This is a genomic window from Chryseobacterium culicis (assembly GCF_002979755.1).
In the GTDB taxonomy this organism is placed as follows: Bacteria; Bacteroidota; Bacteroidia; order Flavobacteriales; family Weeksellaceae; genus Chryseobacterium; species Chryseobacterium culicis_A.
The window spans coordinates 107,104-124,597 of sequence record NZ_PCPP01000002.1 but is presented as its reverse complement, the minus strand read 5'-3'; the positions used below and the strand labels follow the sequence as shown (position 1 = coordinate 124,597).

23 protein-coding genes are annotated in these 17,494 nt (G+C 36.2%); 19 read left to right on the top strand and 4 right to left on the bottom strand.

Going from position 1 to position 17,494, the window contains the following annotated elements:
• Positions 1–113: 113 nt before the first annotated feature.
• The 3 genes from CQ022_RS13630 to CQ022_RS13620 are packed head-to-tail and all read right to left on the bottom strand — an operon-like array spanning position 114 to position 1,943.
• Positions 114–677 carry a Maf family protein gene (locus CQ022_RS13630; protein WP_105682911.1) on the bottom strand — a complete coding sequence of 188 codons (564 nt, stop codon included), beginning with the start codon at positions 675–677 and terminating at the stop codon, positions 114–116.
• Positions 678–685: 8 nt separating this feature from the next.
• Positions 686–1,204 (bottom strand): KdsC family phosphatase, encoded by a 519-nt coding sequence (locus tag CQ022_RS13625; protein WP_105682910.1) that lies wholly within the window; start codon positions 1,202–1,204, stop codon positions 686–688.
• Positions 1,194–1,943, bottom strand: a complete 750-nt coding sequence (locus tag CQ022_RS13620; RefSeq protein WP_105682909.1) for a Rossmann-like and DUF2520 domain-containing protein — start codon at positions 1,941–1,943, stop codon at positions 1,194–1,196. The genes CQ022_RS13625 and CQ022_RS13620 overlap by 11 nt, the downstream gene beginning before the upstream one ends.
• A 181-nt stretch (positions 1,944–2,124) precedes the next feature.
• Here CQ022_RS13620 and CQ022_RS13615 point away from each other — a divergent pair, with 181 nt between their 5' ends.
• The 5 genes from CQ022_RS13615 to lepA all read left to right on the top strand — a co-directional run bounded on the left by CQ022_RS13615 (position 2,125) and on the right by lepA (position 6,794).
• The gene (locus tag CQ022_RS13615) at positions 2,125–2,676 is read left to right on the top strand and encodes an RNA polymerase sigma factor (RefSeq protein WP_034694015.1); all 552 of its coding nucleotides are present in this window, start codon (positions 2,125–2,127) and stop codon (positions 2,674–2,676) included.
• Positions 2,677–2,693: 17 nt separating this feature from the next.
• A complete protein-coding gene (locus CQ022_RS13610) occupies positions 2,694–3,236 on the top strand; it encodes a hypothetical protein (protein WP_105682908.1) in 543 nt (180 codons plus the stop codon).
• A 6-nt stretch (positions 3,237–3,242) separates the two neighbouring features.
• Positions 3,243–3,755: a hypothetical protein gene (locus CQ022_RS13605; RefSeq protein WP_105682907.1), complete on the top strand. Its 513-nt coding sequence runs from the start codon at positions 3,243–3,245 to the stop codon at positions 3,753–3,755.
• A gap of 97 nt (positions 3,756–3,852) precedes the next feature.
• On the top strand, positions 3,853–4,872 hold the full coding sequence (locus tag CQ022_RS13600; RefSeq protein ID WP_105682906.1) for a hypothetical protein: 1,020 nt from the start codon (positions 3,853–3,855) through the stop codon (positions 4,870–4,872).
• A 125-nt stretch (positions 4,873–4,997) separates the two neighbouring features.
• Positions 4,998–6,794 carry a translation elongation factor 4 gene (gene lepA, locus CQ022_RS13595; RefSeq protein WP_105682905.1) on the top strand — a complete coding sequence of 599 codons (1,797 nt, stop codon included), beginning with the start codon at positions 4,998–5,000 and terminating at the stop codon, positions 6,792–6,794.
• Positions 6,795–6,849: 55 nt separating this feature from the next.
• Here lepA and CQ022_RS13590 read toward each other — a convergent pair whose 3' ends face one another.
• Positions 6,850–7,494, bottom strand: a complete 645-nt coding sequence (locus tag CQ022_RS13590; RefSeq protein WP_105682904.1) for a DUF1579 domain-containing protein — start codon at positions 7,492–7,494, stop codon at positions 6,850–6,852.
• Positions 7,495–7,618: 124 nt separating this feature from the next.
• Here CQ022_RS13590 and CQ022_RS13585 point away from each other — a divergent pair, with 124 nt between their 5' ends.
• The 14 genes from CQ022_RS13585 (at position 7,619) to CQ022_RS13520 (ending at position 17,488) form a co-directional block, all read left to right on the top strand.
• Positions 7,619–8,314 carry an NUDIX hydrolase gene (locus CQ022_RS13585; protein ID WP_034694004.1) on the top strand — a complete coding sequence of 232 codons (696 nt, stop codon included), beginning with the start codon at positions 7,619–7,621 and terminating at the stop codon, positions 8,312–8,314.
• Positions 8,315–8,625: 311 nt separating this feature from the next.
• Positions 8,626–9,168, top strand: coding sequence for an NADAR family protein (locus tag CQ022_RS13580; protein ID WP_105682903.1), 543 nt, complete (start codon positions 8,626–8,628; stop codon positions 9,166–9,168).
• A gap of 33 nt (positions 9,169–9,201) precedes the next feature.
• Positions 9,202–9,750, top strand: coding sequence for a 2OG-Fe(II) oxygenase (locus CQ022_RS13575; protein ID WP_105682902.1), 549 nt, complete (start codon positions 9,202–9,204; stop codon positions 9,748–9,750).
• 77 nt (positions 9,751–9,827) lie between these two features.
• Complete coding sequence (locus CQ022_RS13570; RefSeq protein WP_105682901.1) at positions 9,828–10,184, top strand: hypothetical protein; 357 nt, start codon at positions 9,828–9,830, stop codon at positions 10,182–10,184.
• Positions 10,165–11,010: a hypothetical protein gene (locus tag CQ022_RS13565; RefSeq protein WP_105682900.1), complete on the top strand. Its 846-nt coding sequence runs from the start codon at positions 10,165–10,167 to the stop codon at positions 11,008–11,010. Before CQ022_RS13570 ends, CQ022_RS13565 begins: the two co-directional genes overlap by 20 nt.
• Before the next feature lie 31 nt (positions 11,011–11,041).
• A complete protein-coding gene (locus CQ022_RS13560) occupies positions 11,042–12,112 on the top strand; it encodes an adenylosuccinate synthetase (RefSeq protein WP_105682899.1) in 1,071 nt (356 codons plus the stop codon).
• Positions 12,113–12,206: 94 nt separating this feature from the next.
• Entirely contained in the window at positions 12,207–12,620 is a 414-nt protein-coding gene (locus CQ022_RS13555; protein WP_105683395.1) for an ADP-ribosylation/crystallin J1, read from the top strand.
• Between the two features lie 2 nt (positions 12,621–12,622).
• Positions 12,623–13,438: a TIGR02452 family protein gene (locus CQ022_RS13550; protein WP_105682898.1), complete on the top strand. Its 816-nt coding sequence runs from the start codon at positions 12,623–12,625 to the stop codon at positions 13,436–13,438.
• The gene (locus tag CQ022_RS13545; protein WP_105682897.1) at positions 13,435–14,070 is read left to right on the top strand and encodes a DUF4291 domain-containing protein; all 636 of its coding nucleotides are present in this window, start codon (positions 13,435–13,437) and stop codon (positions 14,068–14,070) included. The genes CQ022_RS13550 and CQ022_RS13545 overlap by 4 nt, the downstream gene beginning before the upstream one ends.
• Positions 14,067–14,573, top strand: a complete 507-nt coding sequence (locus CQ022_RS13540) for an O-acetyl-ADP-ribose deacetylase (protein ID WP_105682896.1) — start codon at positions 14,067–14,069, stop codon at positions 14,571–14,573. The genes CQ022_RS13545 and CQ022_RS13540 overlap by 4 nt, the downstream gene beginning before the upstream one ends.
• 4 nt (positions 14,574–14,577) lie before the next feature.
• Positions 14,578–15,264: an SIR2 family NAD-dependent protein deacylase gene (locus CQ022_RS13535; protein ID WP_105682895.1), complete on the top strand. Its 687-nt coding sequence runs from the start codon at positions 14,578–14,580 to the stop codon at positions 15,262–15,264.
• Positions 15,264–16,205 (top strand): ADP-ribosylglycohydrolase family protein, encoded by a 942-nt coding sequence (locus CQ022_RS13530; RefSeq protein ID WP_105682894.1) that lies wholly within the window; start codon positions 15,264–15,266, stop codon positions 16,203–16,205. Before CQ022_RS13535 ends, CQ022_RS13530 begins: the two co-directional genes overlap by 1 nt.
• 10 nt (positions 16,206–16,215) lie before the next feature.
• Entirely contained in the window at positions 16,216–16,758 is a 543-nt protein-coding gene (locus CQ022_RS13525) for an RNA 2'-phosphotransferase (RefSeq protein ID WP_105682893.1), read from the top strand.
• 1 nt (position 16,759) lies between these two features.
• On the top strand, positions 16,760–17,488 hold the full coding sequence (locus CQ022_RS13520; RefSeq protein ID WP_105682892.1) for a metallophosphoesterase family protein: 729 nt from the start codon (positions 16,760–16,762) through the stop codon (positions 17,486–17,488).
• Positions 17,489–17,494 lie beyond the last annotated feature (6 nt).

Genomic DNA, 17,494 nt, shown 5'->3' with positions numbered 1-17,494 from the left:
CAGCATTTGATGATTTTGTAAAAATAATAAAATTTTATAATGAATAATATTTATATTTCTTGCGAAAATATTTTATTTCTTCTTTAACTGACATTTGGATTTTCAAAAATCTCTTACATCAGAGCAGTTTCTTTCAATATTTTATAAACGAGATGAGTAGGAAGCCCCATAATTGTATAATAACTTCCTGTAAGGCTTGTGATCTTTGCCATTCCCAGCCATTCCTGGACACCATAACTGCCGGCTTTATCAAAAGGCTTATACTTCTGAATATAATAGTTTATTTCTTCATCCGAAAGCTCAGCCAGTGTAACATCTGCTACATCAGTTTCTGTAAAAGATGTATTGGCTGTTTTGATGGTAATTCCCGTATATACCTGATGAGTTCTTCCCGAAAGGCTTTGAAGCATTGCAAAGGCATCATCTTCATCTTTAGGTTTTCCAAGAATTTGATGGTCAATAGCGACTACCGTATCAGCAGTCAGAAGTACTTCATCTGCCTCCAGACTTCTGAAAGCTTCTGCTTTTAAGTCCGAAAGGTAAGCTGCAGCTTCCTCTATTTTGATGTTTTCAGGGATAATTTCCTCACAGTCTATTTTTACGACTTCAAATTCAAAACCAAGGCTGGAAAGAAGTTCTTTTCTTCTTGGTGATTGGGATGCTAAAAGTAATTTCATGCGAGTAGTTATACAGATTGGGTATTATCATCATGCCAGTTCCCCTGAACTTTCATCACTTGTTCAATCACATCACGTACTGCGCCGGTTCCTCCTTTTTTCGGGGAAATATAATCGGAAATTCCCTTTACTTCAGGAACTGCATTTTCAGGGCATGCCGCAATCGCTGAATTTTCCATGATATGAATGTCCGGAAGATCATCACCCATGGTCAGAATCTCTTCATTTTTTAGATTGTATTTCTTCTTAAAATCTTCAAAATCCTCCATTTTATTGTGAGATTTCGGATAGTAATCCTGAATACCCAGATAATTGATCCTGTGTTTTACCATTTCATCATTTCCTCCTGTGATAACACCGATCAGATAATTATTTTTTAATGCTTTCACTACTGCATATCCATCCAGTACATTCATTACTCTGCACATATTTCCTCCGGGAAGCAAGTAAACACTTCCGTCGGTGAAAACTCCGTCAACATCAAATACAAATGCTTTAATATCTTTTAATTTCTCTTTATAACTCATACATTTTCTGAATAGAATGATTCATTGTTTTATAAATTTCAAGACTTTCGTCTTTTAATAACTGTTCATGCAGCTGTAAAATTCTTACATCATTTCTCACTGCAGGTCCGGTTTGTGCCTGCTTAGGTTCAATTTCATGAATTTTCTGAACTGTTTCATCAATCAGCGGCAGGAAATAATCAAACGGAATATCCTGGGAATCTGAAATTTCTTTAGCTCTAGAAAAGAGATGATTCACAAAATTGCAGGCAAAAACAGCAGTCAGATGAATATATTTTCTTTTTTCGTGATTGCTTTCCATTACCTTTTCTGAAATCTTTGAGGCAAGGTCAAACAATATTTTTTGATCTTCTTCATTTTCTGCTTCTATGAAAAAAGGAATTTTTTCATACTCCAGCTCTTTGGATTTTGAAAAGGTCTGCAAAGGGTAGAAGCTTGCTTTACGGTACTCACCAGCCAGAACTTCTTTAGGAAGCGATCCCGATGTATGGGTAACCAGACAATTTTTTTTGGTAATGATTTTCGAAACTTCTTCTACAGAATGATCACTTACACAGAGAATATAAAGATCTGCCTCCTCCAGATGATCTGTGGAATACGGAATGTGTAATTCTTCAGAAATTTTACTTAATTCTTTTTCGTTCCTGCCAAAAATCTGGGCAATGGGAATGCTTTTCAAAGTAAATGCCTTTGCCATATGGTAGGCAACATTTCCGGAACCGATGATTACAATTTGCATATAACAAATATAAGATTTTAAGCTGATTCGGAAAAGGAAGATGGCCTCAGAAATCCTGTGCTTCAATATAGGCACGTTTATTGTGTAAGTGTCTCATATTATTTTAAATATTTAATTGAAAATTGAAGAATTAATTTAACTTTCAGTTATTTTTGTAATCCAAAACAATGTAAGGCATCTTATGAAGATTAAGGACGCGGAAATTATTTCGTTGATGCAGAATCCACGGACCCAGGATAAAGGTGTCCGTGCCTTGATGGATGCCTATCAAAGCAGATTGTACTGGCACATAAGAAGAATTATTGTGGACGGAGATCTTGCACAGGATACTTTGCAGGAAACTTTTATTAAAGCTTATCAGAATTTTCATCAGTTCAAAAATGATAGCCAGTTGTATACCTGGTTGTACAGAATCGCTACCAACGAAGCACTACAGCAGGTTAACAAAATGAAGAAAATGCAGAAAACTGATGAGGATCCGGAGTATCACATGCAGAATCTCGTTGCAGATAATACGGAAGGAGATGCTGAAGAAATACAGATTTTACTGCAGAACGCTATACAGAGTCTGCCTGAAAAGCAGAAACTGGTATTTATGATGCGGTATTATGATGATTTGCCCTATGAAGAAATATCAAAAATTGTAGATATGTCGGTAGGGACTTTGAAAACAAATTATCATTATGCCAAACAGAAAATAGAAGATTATATTAAAGAAAATTACGAAAAATAATTTTTGACCCAACAAAGATGAAAGAGTTCGACATAGAAAAATTAGAGCGTAAAAACATTTACACAGTTCCTGATAATATGTTTGAAAATATTCAGGAGAGCGTTATGAATGATATAAAGACAAGTAAAAAAGCACCTGTCTTTAAGCTGAACTGGATGTATGCAGCAGCGGCATCACTGGCTTTGATTTTTGGAGCAACTTATGTTTTTAATTCAGATAATAATTCCACTGAACAAACACTGAACACTAAAACAGCGTATGTTGCCAATAACGGAGAGCCAAAAACAGAAAGTGAGCTGGCTTATGAAACTTTAAAATCGGATTTAACTTCTGTTGAAAATAATAATCAAACAGTTGGAAATCAAAAGGATAATACTATTTACGCTTCGGAAAGGGTAAATGAAACAAAAAAAATAACAGAAACACCAAAACCGGTGAAAACTGTAAAGAAAAAAGAAGAAACACGAATGAATGAATATCTGGACTCGTTTTCTAATTCTGAAATTGCAGAGTTAGCAAGTAATTCGACTCAGGACGTTTATTTGGATATTTATAATTAAAAGAAAATGAAAAAGATATTATTGACGTTTTTGATTATCTACGGCTTTGGATTAAATGCCCAAAGAACGGATTATGATTGGAAAAAGATGGATCCTAAACAAAGGAAAGAAGTCATCAATAATCTTTCTCCGGAAGAGAGAAAAGATCTCCTTAAGAAATTCAGGAACAATATGATCATGGATAATCTGAATGTTGATCCAGATGATAAAGCCGAATTTACCCAATTATATAACGAATATCTGGATAGTCAGAAGCAGATAAAAAGCCAGTTTAATTCAAACTTTGATCCTGAAACGTTAACGGATGAGGAAGCAAAAGCTAAATTGCAGCAAAGTTTTGAAGTAGGTCAGAAGTTATTGGATAACAGAAAGAAATACGCAGATAAAATGCAGCAGGTAATTCCCTGTCAGAAAGTTCTGAAGTTGTTTCAATCTGAAAAAATGATGAAGGATAAAATGGATGAAAGAAAACCTCACGGTAATAATAACAATGCTTCGGGACCTAAACAAAACCCATAATAGTTTATTTTTTTAATGTTGGACGGCTCTCACAGATCTTTTTGTGAGAGCCGTTTGATTTTACTCTAATTTCCTATTTTTACCGTAAAGTTTATTTATGAAAAAAACACTTTTCTTTTTATTATTTTCGATAGTATTATTTGGACAGAAAACAGAAACGATTGATCTTTCAAAATCTATTAAAGACAGCAAAAACTCTATTAAAAGTCTTACGGTGATAGATCAGAGAGCAGATCAGGAAGTAGGAATGATCATGTATCATAAGGACGAGGTGAAAATTATTTTCGAAAATAATGCCAGCAAAGACATACAAGACTGGTTTTATAAATACAATCCGGTAAGAGGGAATAATGACATGGTTTTTGTGCTTGAAAATTTGAAAATTTCAGAAGACAGAAAAGAAAAGTATTCTATCGGAAAGCTTGAATTAAGAGCAAGCACATTTATTAAGAAAGAAGATGGCTATCATTTTATTGACAGAAAAGATACCATAACAACAGTTTCATCACGTATAACGCCCTATTTAGCTCAAAACCTGGCAAGAAAAGCGACTTTAATTCTTACTGATCTGTTTAAAGAATCTTATAAAGGAATGCCATGGGAGTTTAGTATTCAAGAAAATGATCTTCCTAACTATGCTTCTTTATTAAAAGAAAAACTTAGTATTCTGAAAGCAAACGAATTGAAAGAAGGAGTGTACAAAGATTATTACAGCTTTTTTACTCATACTCCTGAACCGGGATTTACTTTGCAGACTAATGATAAAGGATTTGTTACCAAGGCAGTAAAAGGAGAGGATAAAACGGGAATAAGACATTTTTATGCTTTTGTGCATAATGGGATAGCATACAAAAATATCCCTGTCGGTTATACGGAGATTTTCAAAGATGAGAATGGTGTTTTTATTGAAGTAACTAAAGCAGAATTATTTCCTGAAACCACTACAAGTGCTGTCACCATTGGTGTTGGAGCAGGTGGTTTGGTTGGTGGTGTCATTGGAGCAGTTATAGATGTCAGTTTCTCAAATAAGAAGAAGAATACTTTAGGTCCTAAAGTTTATCTTGATCCTTTTACAGGAAATTATTTGTTACCGGAAGACTTTGGTAAAACGAAATAATATTTGAAATAAGGGAAAATTTTAACTTCTATTCTTATTGTTATCTGTGTTTCAGTGAAAAGAAAGAATTAAGAATGAAAAATTCTCTTGCATTTTCTTATCTTTGCAAATTACAAGATTCTTAAATGAAAAACATACGAAATTTTTGCATAATCGCTCATATCGACCATGGTAAAAGTACCCTGGCAGACCGTCTATTGGAGTACACGAATACGGTTACCCAAAGAGAATTACAGTCTCAGACGCTTGATGATATGGATTTGGAGAAAGAACGTGGGATTACAATCAAGTCGCACGCCATCCAGATGGATTATGAGTATAAAGGAGAAAAATATATTTTAAACCTTATTGATACACCGGGACACGTAGACTTCTCTTATGAAGTATCCCGTTCTATTGCTGCCTGTGAAGGAGCTCTTCTTATCGTAGATGCTGCACAAAGTATTCAGGCACAAACCATCAGTAATCTGTACCTGGCACTGGAAAACGATTTGACGATCATTCCGATTTTGAATAAAATTGACCTTCCATCTGCCAACCCTGAAGAAGTAACCGATGAAATCATGAATCTGATCGGATGCGATTATGAAGATGTATTAAGAGTTTCAGGTAAAACAGGAGAAGGTGTTCACCATCTTTTAGAGCAGATCGTAGAAAGAATTCCGGCACCGGTTGGAAATCCTGACGGTCCGCTTCAGGCCTTGATCTTTGACTCTGTTTACAACCCTTTCAGAGGAATTGAAGCGTATTTCAAAGTTGTGAACGGAAGTATTACTAAAAATGAAAAGATCAAGTTCTTCGCTACCGGAAAAGAATATGGAGCTGATGAAGTAGGAACGTTGAAATTGAAGCAGGTTCCAAAGAAAACCATTCAGTGTGGAGATGTAGGATATCTGGTTTCCGGGATTAAAGATGCCCGTGAGGTAAAAGTAGGAGATACAATCACTTCTTTTGAAAACCCTGCTGATGGTCCTATCGATGGATTTGAGGAAGTAAAACCAATGGTATTTGCCGGGATTTACCCAATTGATTCTGAGGATTTTGAAGAGCTGAGATTCTCTCTTGAAAAACTAAGACTGAATGATGCTTCCCTGGTTTTCGAACCGGAAAGTTCTGCGGCTCTTGGTTTTGGTTTCCGTTGCGGATTCTTAGGAATGCTTCACATGGAAATTGTTCAGGAACGTCTTGACAGAGAGTTCAATATGAACGTGATTACAACGGTACCGAACGTTTCTTATTTTGGATATACTAAAAAAGAACCTGAAGTTCCGATTTTGATCAACAACCCATCTGAAATGATGGATCCTTCTACAATGGATAGAGTAGAAGAGCCTTTCATCAAAGCTTCTATCATTACAAAATCCGATTTCGTGGGAGCTGTTATGACTTTATGTATCGAAAAGAGAGGAGAAATTGTTAACCAAAGTTACTTAACATCAGAAAGAGTTGAATTAATTTTCAATATGCCTCTTGCTGAGGTGGTATTCGACTTCTATGACAGACTAAAATCAATCTCTAAAGGATATGCATCATTTGATTATCACCCGATCGGATTCAGAGCTTCCAAGCTTGTAAAAATGGATATCCTGATCAATGGGGATATGGTAGATGCTTTATCTTCATTGATTCACGATTCTAACGCTTATTATATTGGTAAAAGAATGTGTGAAAAGCTTCGTGAGCTGATTCCTAGACAGCAGTTTGATATTGCTGTTCAGGCTGCATTAGGGACGAAAGTAATTGCCAGAGAAACGATTAAAGCTTTAAGAAAAGACGTTACTGCAAAATGTTACGGAGGAGATATCTCCAGAAAACGTAAACTATTGGAGAAACAGAAAGAAGGGAAAAAGAAAATGAAGCAGATTGGTAGAGTAGAAGTACCACAATCGGCATTCATGGCTGTATTAAAACTGAATGATTAATTAATTCATTATAAAAATAAAAAACCGCTTCACACGAAGCGGTTTTTTTATGGATTTATTTCTTACGGGTATATTTTATTTCCATGGTCTTGTACTCTTTTCCTGTCTTGGAATCAGGACCATACATTTCCAGTTTTTGAGTATTATCATCCACAAATGTAAATACTTCTCTGAAATCGCAATCCTTTCCGGGTCTTGAAGGATCAGTCATTTTCCCTTTGAATTCGACTGATTTTGTGGAAGGATTCCAATCTCCTTCGCTATGCATAATTCCGGTTCCCATATTGTCTATCCAGGTACTGACAAACTTCTTTTTGGAATTGTCATATCCTACAATGCTCATTCCCTCAAAAGGCATTCCCATAAAGTCACCTTTGTGATTAGTCATTTGATAACGCCCGCCATACATCATTTTATTGGTAGCCTCGGATTTACTTACCATAGGTTTTGCTCCGTTTTCCATCCACATAGTAGTTTCTCCGACCCAGTTCCCATCAGATTTTGCAAGCATTTTTTGCATTTCTCCGGGAGTGGCATATTCCGTCCAGTTTTTCATAGCCGTTGCGGAATCTACAGGTTTCCATTCAGCGTTTGCTGCAGTAGAATCTGTTTTATCAGTAGTATTCGAAGCTGTTGTTTTTCCTTTCTCACATGCTGTTAATAAAAAAGCGACAGAAAGAATTGTTAATACATTTTTCATAATAATTTAGTTTTAAGATGGTTAGAATAATAACTTAAAGATAGGAACTTTTATTATAACCGAAATTATTTTTTAATTTGAGCATAAATCGTAACTTTGTGTATTCGTAACGCAAATCAATTTTATGGAGTCCCCAAAAAAATTACAGGATATAAAAGTGGCTGTAGACGCCGTTATTTTCGGATATTTTGATAAAAAAGATCTTCAGATCCTTCTGATTAAAAGAAATATAGAACCCTTTAAAGGAGGCTGGGCTTTACCGGGAGGACTTGTTCTGGATGATGAAAGTGTAGATGATGCGGTAAAAAGAGAATTGTATGAAGAAGCAGGCATAAAACCTGATTTTTTAGAACAACTCTACACATTTGGTAATCTGGGTCGTGATCCAAGGAACAGAGTGGTTTCTGTGGCATATCTGGGGCTTGTAAACCCATCTTACCATGAACTGTTTGCAGATTCTGATGCGGAAGATGCACAATGGTTCAGTATTAATAAACTTCCTTCTGTGGCTTTTGACCATAAAACAATCATTGAGACTGCTTTAAAAAGACTGCGTACAAAAATTCAATATCAACCCATCGGTTTCAATCTTCTCAATGAAGAATTTCCCTTTTCAGATCTTGAAAATCTTTATAAAACGATCGTCGGACAGGAAATTGACAGAAGAAACTTCCGTAAGAAAATCATGAGCTATGGCTTGCTAAACGAAACCAACAACGTGAAAAAAGAAGGCAGCGGCAGACCCGGAAAACTTTTTACTTTCAATAAAGAAAAGTATAAAGAGCTTGAAGAGCAGGGCTTTTATTTTGAAATTAAATAGCTATATCTCAACACAAATTTCACTAATAATGTGTCATTAATGTTCACAAATATTTAGAACAAAAAGTATTATAATATATTCAATAGGAACGGGCTTTAGCCCGTTTTTTTTATCATTCAATTCAATTGGCTTTAGCCGAAACGCATCAAATTGGTGTCATTTGTGATTAAAATTTGTGCTATTCATATTTATCGAAATTAAATTTTTGTCACTGTAAATCAATTAATTATATTTATTAGCGTAAAATTAACACAAATAAATTTGGTGCAAAGACTGATAATATTTTAAATTTGTGTAGAAATAACGCAATCATGAAATACACCATACAAAATATTACAGAACGATTTCAGAAGAAGGAAAGGATAAAATTTCTTTTTTTCTGGGGACATTCAGCAAAAGATATTATTACCAAATCATGTTTCAGTCAATGGTTTCCGGGAAGATTTGAAGAAAACGGGATCATTTATAAGACTGCAGAACATTATATGATGGCTGGAAAAGCCAGATTGTTTAATGATCCTGAAACGGAAGCGGAAATTTTAAAGTCGGATACTCCTAACCAGGCAAAAGCTCTGGGAAGAAAAGTAAAAAACTTTGATCCGAAACGTTGGGATGAGCATAAATATGAAATGGTAACACAAGGAAACCTTTTGAAGTTCTCTCAGAATCAGAAATTTAAAGATTTTCTTTTGTCAACAGGAGATAAAATTCTGGTAGAAGCAAGTCCCTATGACAGAATCTGGGGCATCGGAATGCTGGAAACAGATAGCAGAGCTGAGAATCCTTTATTATGGAACGGAGAAAACCTTTTAGGATTTGCTTTGATGGAAGTAAGAGATCAGTTAAGAAGGTAAAAACACACCCAACACCAACACAAAATAGGAATTATGGAAAAAACAGAACTACACCCGCAGATATTTCTGATAGAAGATTTTCTTTCTGAAACCGAATGTGATCAGTACATCAGTCTTTCACAGGAAAAGGTTTTTGAAGAAGCAAAGATCAATGTATTTGGACGCCAGCAAATGAATAAAGGAATCAGAAATAATGACCGATTGATGATTTTTGATACTGCAATGGCTCAAGATCTTTTTGACAAAGCCAGCCAGTTCTTACCTCAGAAATGTGATGGATATCAGCTTTTTAACTTTAATGAGATGCTCAGAGTTTATAAATATGCTCCCGGACAGCAATTCAAAATGCACAGAGACGGAAGCTATATCCGAAATGAGAAAGAGAAAAGCTTTTATACCTTTATGATCTATCTGAATGATAATTTTGAAGGTGGAGAAACAGAGTTTGAGAACCTATTTACAGTAGCTCCCAAAAAAGGAACTGCTCTTATCTTTCATCACCCTTTAAGACATGAAGGAAAGACTTTAATCAGCGGACTAAAATATGTGTTGAGAACAGATATCATGTACTCAAAAGTATAAATTATTCGTAAAAAAGTAAGGCATTGCTATGTCCTGTTTAATTAGCGTATTATTAACACAAATAAAAATATTTGATCATGGAAGATGAGTTAAAACCAAGATTTATCGAATCATTACAAAGAAATAATGATCAGATCAGAGAAGACCGTGCAAAGATCATTGGAGCAGATTCCGAATTGATCTACAGACGTCGGGTGGAAGATATCGAATTAAAAATCAAAAGACTTGAACGCGAACAGGAAGGGATTATTGATATCAGTCCTCTAGACAGAAACAGTCTGACTTTTGCGGATTTCAATCCCGAAGCATTCGTTCAGAAAGACATGGAATTATCATTAACAATCAGAAATCTGAATATTCAGCTTGAAGTAACCCAGAAGAGATTTGAATATTTATTTGGAAAAAATTATAATCATGGGAAGTACAAGATATGATTTAGACGCTCGTTATGACAGAGCAAGCAAAGCAGGTTACGGAACAAAATCCGCAGGGGAAATTTTCACCCAAAATGCCAAAAGAATGGCCCATGAATCTATGAATCCTCACGGAATTTCTTTCAGAGAATCCAGAGATTCAGAAGTTCATCCTCACTCAGTTCCGATTATTTTAGGATTAGATGTTACCGGAAGTATGGGACATATTCCCCATGAATTGATTAGAGAGGGATTACCCAAACTAATGGGCGGAATTATCCAGGGAGGAGTTCCTGATCCGGCTCTGTTATTTTTGGGAATTGGAGATCATGAATGCGATGGTTATCCGCTTCAGGCTGGGCAGTTTGAGTCAGGTGATGAAGAACTGGATATGTGGCTGACAAGAACTTATATAGAATCCGGAGGTGGCGGAAATGCCGGAGAAAGCTATCTTTTAGCGTGGTATTTTGCAGCATTCCACACCAGAACAGATGCTTTTGAAAAAAGAGGACAAAAAGGATTACTATTTACCATAGGCGATGAACCTTGCTTGAAAACACTTCCTGCCTCAGCCATCAGGGAAATTATGGGGAATGGACAGCAAACATATACCCATATTGAATTATTGGAAGAAGCAAAGAAAAAATATGAAGTATACCATATCAGTGTTTTGCATTCTGATCAGGCACTCAGAGCAGACCGAGGATGGAGAGAATTGTTAGGACAAAACTGTATATCCATTGAAGATCACAGAGAAATCCCTAATGTTATCAAAGGAATTATCTGCGATAAGTTTAAAAATAAAACCTTAGGAACAGCAGGTTTAGATCAGTTTCAGATGCTTTAGAACAAGGCATTGACATTTAAAATAAAAGGATATGAAAAAGGCGCAAATCGTAATAGGACTAGGTTTTGGTGATGAAGGGAAAGGAATTACCACAGATTTTCTGGCTTCTCAGAATCCTGCGGCTGTTGTGATCAGATTCTCAGGAGGTCAGCAGGCAGCACATACCGTAATGATGGATGAAAGAAAGCATGTACATTCCAGTTTTGCAAGTGGAGCACTCAGAGGGCTACCTTCTTACTTCACCGAGCACTGTACGATACACCCTGTTTTTTTGTTCAATGAAAAAGAAGAATTAAAAGCAAAGAATGGAAATATTGAACTGCATATTCATCCATTGGTAAAAGTAACCACTCCTTTTGATGTATGGCAGAACAGAACCAATACCAGAAATCTGGAACACGGAACCTGCGGAAAAGGAATAGGAGCAACCATGAAAAGACACGAAAGTCCTTATAAACTTTTTGCGATAGATCTTATTGGACCAAGAGAAATGCTGATGGAAAAACTAAAAGGGATCGCCTATTATTATGGCTTTGTCGAAGAGAATGAGATCAGAGAACTCTTGAACCCTTTCTTAGAGGCTATTGATGGGATGGATTGGAAAATAAATGATTATACCTGGCTGTCTTCATTTGATCACCTTATTTTTGAAGGAAGCCAGGGTATTTTACTCGATATGGATCATGGCGTTTTTCCCAATGTGACCTATGCTCATACCACTTCAAAAAATGCATACGAAATCTGCAGGCTTTTAAAAATTGAAGACATTGAAATGTATTATGTCACCAGAAGCTATGCAACCCGTCACGGAAACGGCTGGATGAGCAATGAAAAACAAATGAATCTGAAAAATAATGAAGAAGAAACCTGTACATTTAATGAATATCAGAAGGAATTAAGAACAGGAGAAATAGATTACAGCCTCTTGAATTATGCTTTGAAGTTAGATGGAGCTTATGTATTTCCGACTAAAAAGAACCTTGTGATTACCTGTTTAGATCAGATGGATGAGCAATTTAAGCAGGAAAACCTGGATATAGAATTTGATGCTGTCTACGGATCTTATTCTCCGTATTCAAAAGATTTTAAACAGATTTTTTAATTTCTAAAGAAGTAAGAAACAGAAGGATAAAAGCATTAATTTTATAGGTAATGACAGAATAGAAGAACGATTTAATGATTGAAAAATAATGACCATGAAAACAATTACATTATACAGACCAGTAGGAGAAAAAGAGATGATCTTAATTATAGAAAGTGGATTTAAAAAATTTCCTCCAAGATTGGATTGGCAGCCCATTTTCTATCCTGTACTTAATGAAGAGTATGCTTCTGAGATTGCTGAAAAATGGAATACCAGAGATGAAGCCGGAAACTATCTTGGTTTTGTAACCCAGTTTGATGTATTAGAAGAAGTAGCAGATCAATATCCTGCACAGAATGTAGGGGCAAGAAACCATAATGAACTTTGGGTTCCTTCAGAAGAACTGGAGAACTTTAATAAAGCTATTGTAGGCAACATTAAAATAACCAAAGTATTTATAGGAGATGATTTTGAAAAGACAGAAAATGCTGAACTGGAAGAGCTGATGATTAACATTAAAAACTAACCATGACAAATAAAGGAATGGCAAAAGATACCTTAGATATCCTGGCCAAAAAATATTATATCAACGAACACAACGAAAAAATAACTATAGAAAACGAACTGGAAATCAGCAAAAAAGAAACCGTTCTTTTCACTCCGGAGCAACTTTCTCAAATGAAAGATTCCCCGATGCTAGCGACCGGTTTTGAAACTCAATTTGAAACCTGGAAATCCAGTTCTTTAAAAGCAATACTACAATTAGCCGAAGAAGAAAATCAGGAAAAACTTATGTGCCTGAATTTTGCATCAGCAAAAAATCCCGGAGGTGGATTTATCAATGGAGCGGAAGCACAGGAAGAAAGTCTGGCAAGAACTTCCGGATTGTATGAAAGTCTCCTTCAGGCGTGGGATTATTATACGACTCACCGCGCGATGGAATCCTGTTTTTATACTGATACAATGATTTACAGTCCCAAAGTTCCGGTTTTCCGGAAAGATAAAGGAGAATTGCTTCCTAAGCCTGTGCTGTGTAACTTCATTACCTCTCCGGCAGTTAATGCAGGCGTGGTAAAACGTCAGGAACCGGAAAGAGAACATGAAATCCTTGAGGCAATAGATCTAAGAATGGATAAAATGCTTTCGCTTGCTTTACAACAAGGAAATGAAGTCTTGATTTTAGGTGCCTGGGGATGTGGTGTTTTCAAAAATGATCCAAAAGAAATTGCAGGATTATTCAGGAAGCATCTTCAGGGAAAATATAAAAATAAATTTAAAAGAGTGGTTTTTGCAGTGCTTAGCAGGAAAGAAAAAATGCTGAAACCATTCGAGGAGATACAATGAATATCAAACTAAAAAAATATAAAGAACAACTAGAGGATTGGCCTCAAGAAGGACATCACATCATGGCTCAGTATGATGATGAGAAAATTATAGTGTATCAATCCTATAGAAAAGAAATAGGAGAATTTGCTGTTAAAAACCAATTCTTTGGTGAAGGGTTCAGCCTCGAAAGAATGACCTGGATAAAACCTAATTTTCTTTGGATGATGTACCGCAATGGATGGGGTAGAAAAGAAGATCAGGAATATGTTTTGGCTATTCATTTGAAAAAAGATGCTTTCAGAAAATATCTGGAAAATGCAGTATATTCATCTTATAATGAAAAGAATGGAGTCTCCAAAGAGGAATGGCAGAATCAGGTGAAAGAATCCTCAGTGAGATTGCAATGGGATCCTGATCATGATCCTTTTGGAAATAAACAAGAAAGAAGAGCAATACAGATCGGTTTGAGGAATGAATTTACCAGATCTTTTGCTAAAGATGATATTCTTCTCATTGAAAATATTTCAGATTTTGTGAAAGATCAGTATCAGTTTGTCCTCAATGATGATTTGGATAATTTGATCATTCCTGAAGAAAAACCATTAGTATTTGATGATGAGGTGTTAAACAAAAAACTTAATTTAAGATGAAAATTGAATTAATAAAAGGAGATATCACGAAGATCAAATCCGATGCAATTGTTAATGCAGCCAATTCATCCTTACTTGGCGGAGGCGGAGTAGATGGAGCTATTCACAGAGCGGGAGGTATAGATATATTGGATGAATGCAGAAGGATCAGAAACAGACAAGGTAAATGCAATATCGGAGAAGCTGTCGTAACAACAGCAGGAAATCTTTCTGCAAAATATGTTATTCATACAGTAGGTCCGGTTTGGAATGGTCATGAAGAAAAAGAATCAAAACTTCTGGCAAACTGTTATCATAATTCCTTAAAATTAGCAGAAAGCCTTGATGTGAAAACCATTGCTTTTCCTAATATCAGTACTGGTGTTTACCGATTTCCAAAAGAACTGGCAGGAAAAATTGCTGTCGATGAGGTCAGAAACTTTAAGTCAGAGGTCATTGAGAAAGTTATTTTTGTTTGCTTTGATGATGAAAATGAATTGATTTACAAAAAACTATTAGATTAAACCCATGAAAAAACTAACCATATTAAGCGGCGCAGGAATCAGTGCCGAAAGCGGAATAAAAACCTTCAGAGACGGAGACGGTCTTTGGGAAAATCATAATGTAACAGATGTGGCAAGTCCGGAAGGATGGCGAAAAGACAGAGCTTTGGTGCTGGAATTTTACAACCAGAGAAGACGCCAGCTTCACGAAGTACAGCCCAACGAAGCCCATCACTTACTGGCAGAACTGGAAAAACATTTTGATGTTCAGATCATTACCCAAAATATTGATGATCTTCACGAAAGGGCAGGATCTACCAACATCCTTCACATCCACGGAGAATTGTTCAAATCATGCTCATGCAACAATAAAAGTCTGATTTATGAACAAAAAGAAGATATCAAAATTGGGGACAAAGCTGAAGATGGAGCACAATTAAGACCATTTATCGTTTGGTTCGGAGAAGATGTTCCTTTGTATCAGAACGCAAGAGAAATCGTGAAAGATTCAGATATTTTACTGGTTATCGGGACATCTTTACAGGTATATCCTGCAGCCGGACTGATTCATGACATCAAGGATGACTGCCTTTTAATTGTTATCAATCCCAATGAAACAGGATTTGGATATGGACAGAGAGCGGTTGTAATGAAAGAAACAGCAACCCAGGGAATGAAATTATTATTTGACAAACTGGTCAATCTTGCCTAATGAAAAATAAAGTAAAAGCCGGAATCATGGGCGTTTGCATCGGAGATGCGCTTGGTGTTCCGGTAGAGTTTAAAAAGAGAGAAGATTTAAAACGTTTTCCGGTAACAAAAATGCTGGAATACATGTCCTGGAATCAACCCAAGGGAACCTGGAGTGATGACAGTTCTCTTACACTTTGTCTTGCTGAAGAACTTACCAAAAGGTATGATCTGGAAAAGATAGGACAAAGCTTTGTAAAATGGAATAAATATGGCCATTGGACCGCTCATGGAAGGCTTTTCGATATCGGAGGAACTACAAGGCACGCTTTGGCAAGATTAATCAAGGGAGAAAGTGCCAGATTTTCAGGAAATATTTTTGAAGAGGACAATGGGAACGGTTCTCTGATGAGAATTCTTCCTCTTGCTTTTTATCTTGAAAATGAAGATGACATACAGAAACTCTATCTTACGGTAAAAGAAGTCTCAGCAATAACTCATGGTCATTTTCGTTCGGTTTTTGCTTGTTTCATCTATGTACTTTTTGTGATCGAATTATTAAAAGGTAAGGACAAAACAGAAGCATATAGCTATACACAAAAGACAGCGTTAAAATATGCTGATGAACAGGGTTTTAACCCAAAAGAAATTGAACTTTTTAATAGAGTTTTAATAAATGATATTTCCGGATATCCTGAAGATGAAATCAAAAGTGGAGGCTATGTTCTTCACAGCCTGGAAGCCTCACTATGGTGTTTTCTCAACTCAGAAAGCTATTCAGAAGCTGTTTTGAAAGCGGTAAACCTAGGAGAAGATACCGATACCACCGGAGCAATCACAGGAGGTATTGCAGGTATTTATTATGGATTTGAAAATATTCCGCAGGAATGGATTTCAGAGCTGGTGAGAAAGGATGATATTGAAAAATTGAGTGAGAAATTAAACCAAAAATTAATGAATTAAAACACAAACCATGAACGAAATAGAAAAGAAAAAAATAAGTAAATTTTTAAGCCTGATCCTACGTCATCAGCCAGAAAGCATAGGCCTTACGCTGGACGAAAACGGTTGGGCAGACATAGAAGAGCTGAGAGGAAAATCAGCCAAAAGACGAGTGTATTTCACTCCCGAAGAACTGGATGAGGTGGTAGAAACCAATAACAAAAAGCGTTTTGCTTTTAATGAAGATAAAACCATGATCAGAGCAAGTCAGGGGCATTCTATTGATATAGACCTGGCTTTGGAAACAAAACAGCCCCCTGAATTTCTTTATCATGGAACTGCTGAAGCCAATATCTCTTCCATTTTGGAAAAAGGAATTGAAAAAAGAACCCGTCAGCATGTACACTTAAGTGCTGATAAAGAGACTGCTACAAAGGTCGGAATGAGACACGGTAAACCTGTGATTCTTACCATCAGAACCGGAACAATGCATCAGGATGGATTATCTTTCTACCAGTCTGCAAACGGAGTCTGGCTTACAGACTTTGTAGATGCAAAATACATTTCGAAGTAAAATGAAAAAAACACTAGTAATAGGAGACATTCACGGAGGATTTAAAGCTTTACAGCAGGTTCTTGAAAGAGCAGAAGTGACATCGGATGATCAACTGATCTTCCTCGGAGATTATGTAGACGGATGGAGTGAATCTGCTCAAATTATACAGTTTTTAATAGAACTTTCCGAAAAACAGGAATGTATTTTCATCAAAGGAAATCATGATGCCTGGTGTGAAGATTGGCTGGAATCTGGGCAAAAACCTGATGTATGGCTCTTTAATGGAGGAAAAAATACCATTGAAAGTTATAAAAATTATCTCCCGGAAAACCTGGAGCAGCATCTGGAATTTTTTCAAAGGATGAAAAATTATCACATTGATAATCAGAACCGCCTGTTTATTCATGCCGGATATGCTTCTATGCACGGCCCTGAAAAAGAAGTCTATTCCAGCAATTACCGTTGGGACAGAACCCTATGGGAAACCGCCGTGGCAATGGATAAAAAACTGCAGAGAAATTCAGAATTATATCCTAAGAGACTGCTTTTGTACAAAGAAATATTTATCGGACATACTCCCACTATTGATATTGGAATGACAACGCCTGCCAACAAAGCCAATATCTGGAATATGGATACCGGAGCAGCCTATACCGGATCTTTATCTATCATGGATATTGATTCCAAACAATTCTGGCAAAGTGATCTGCTTCCCTCCTTATATCCTGAAGAAAATGGCAGAAATTGATACTAT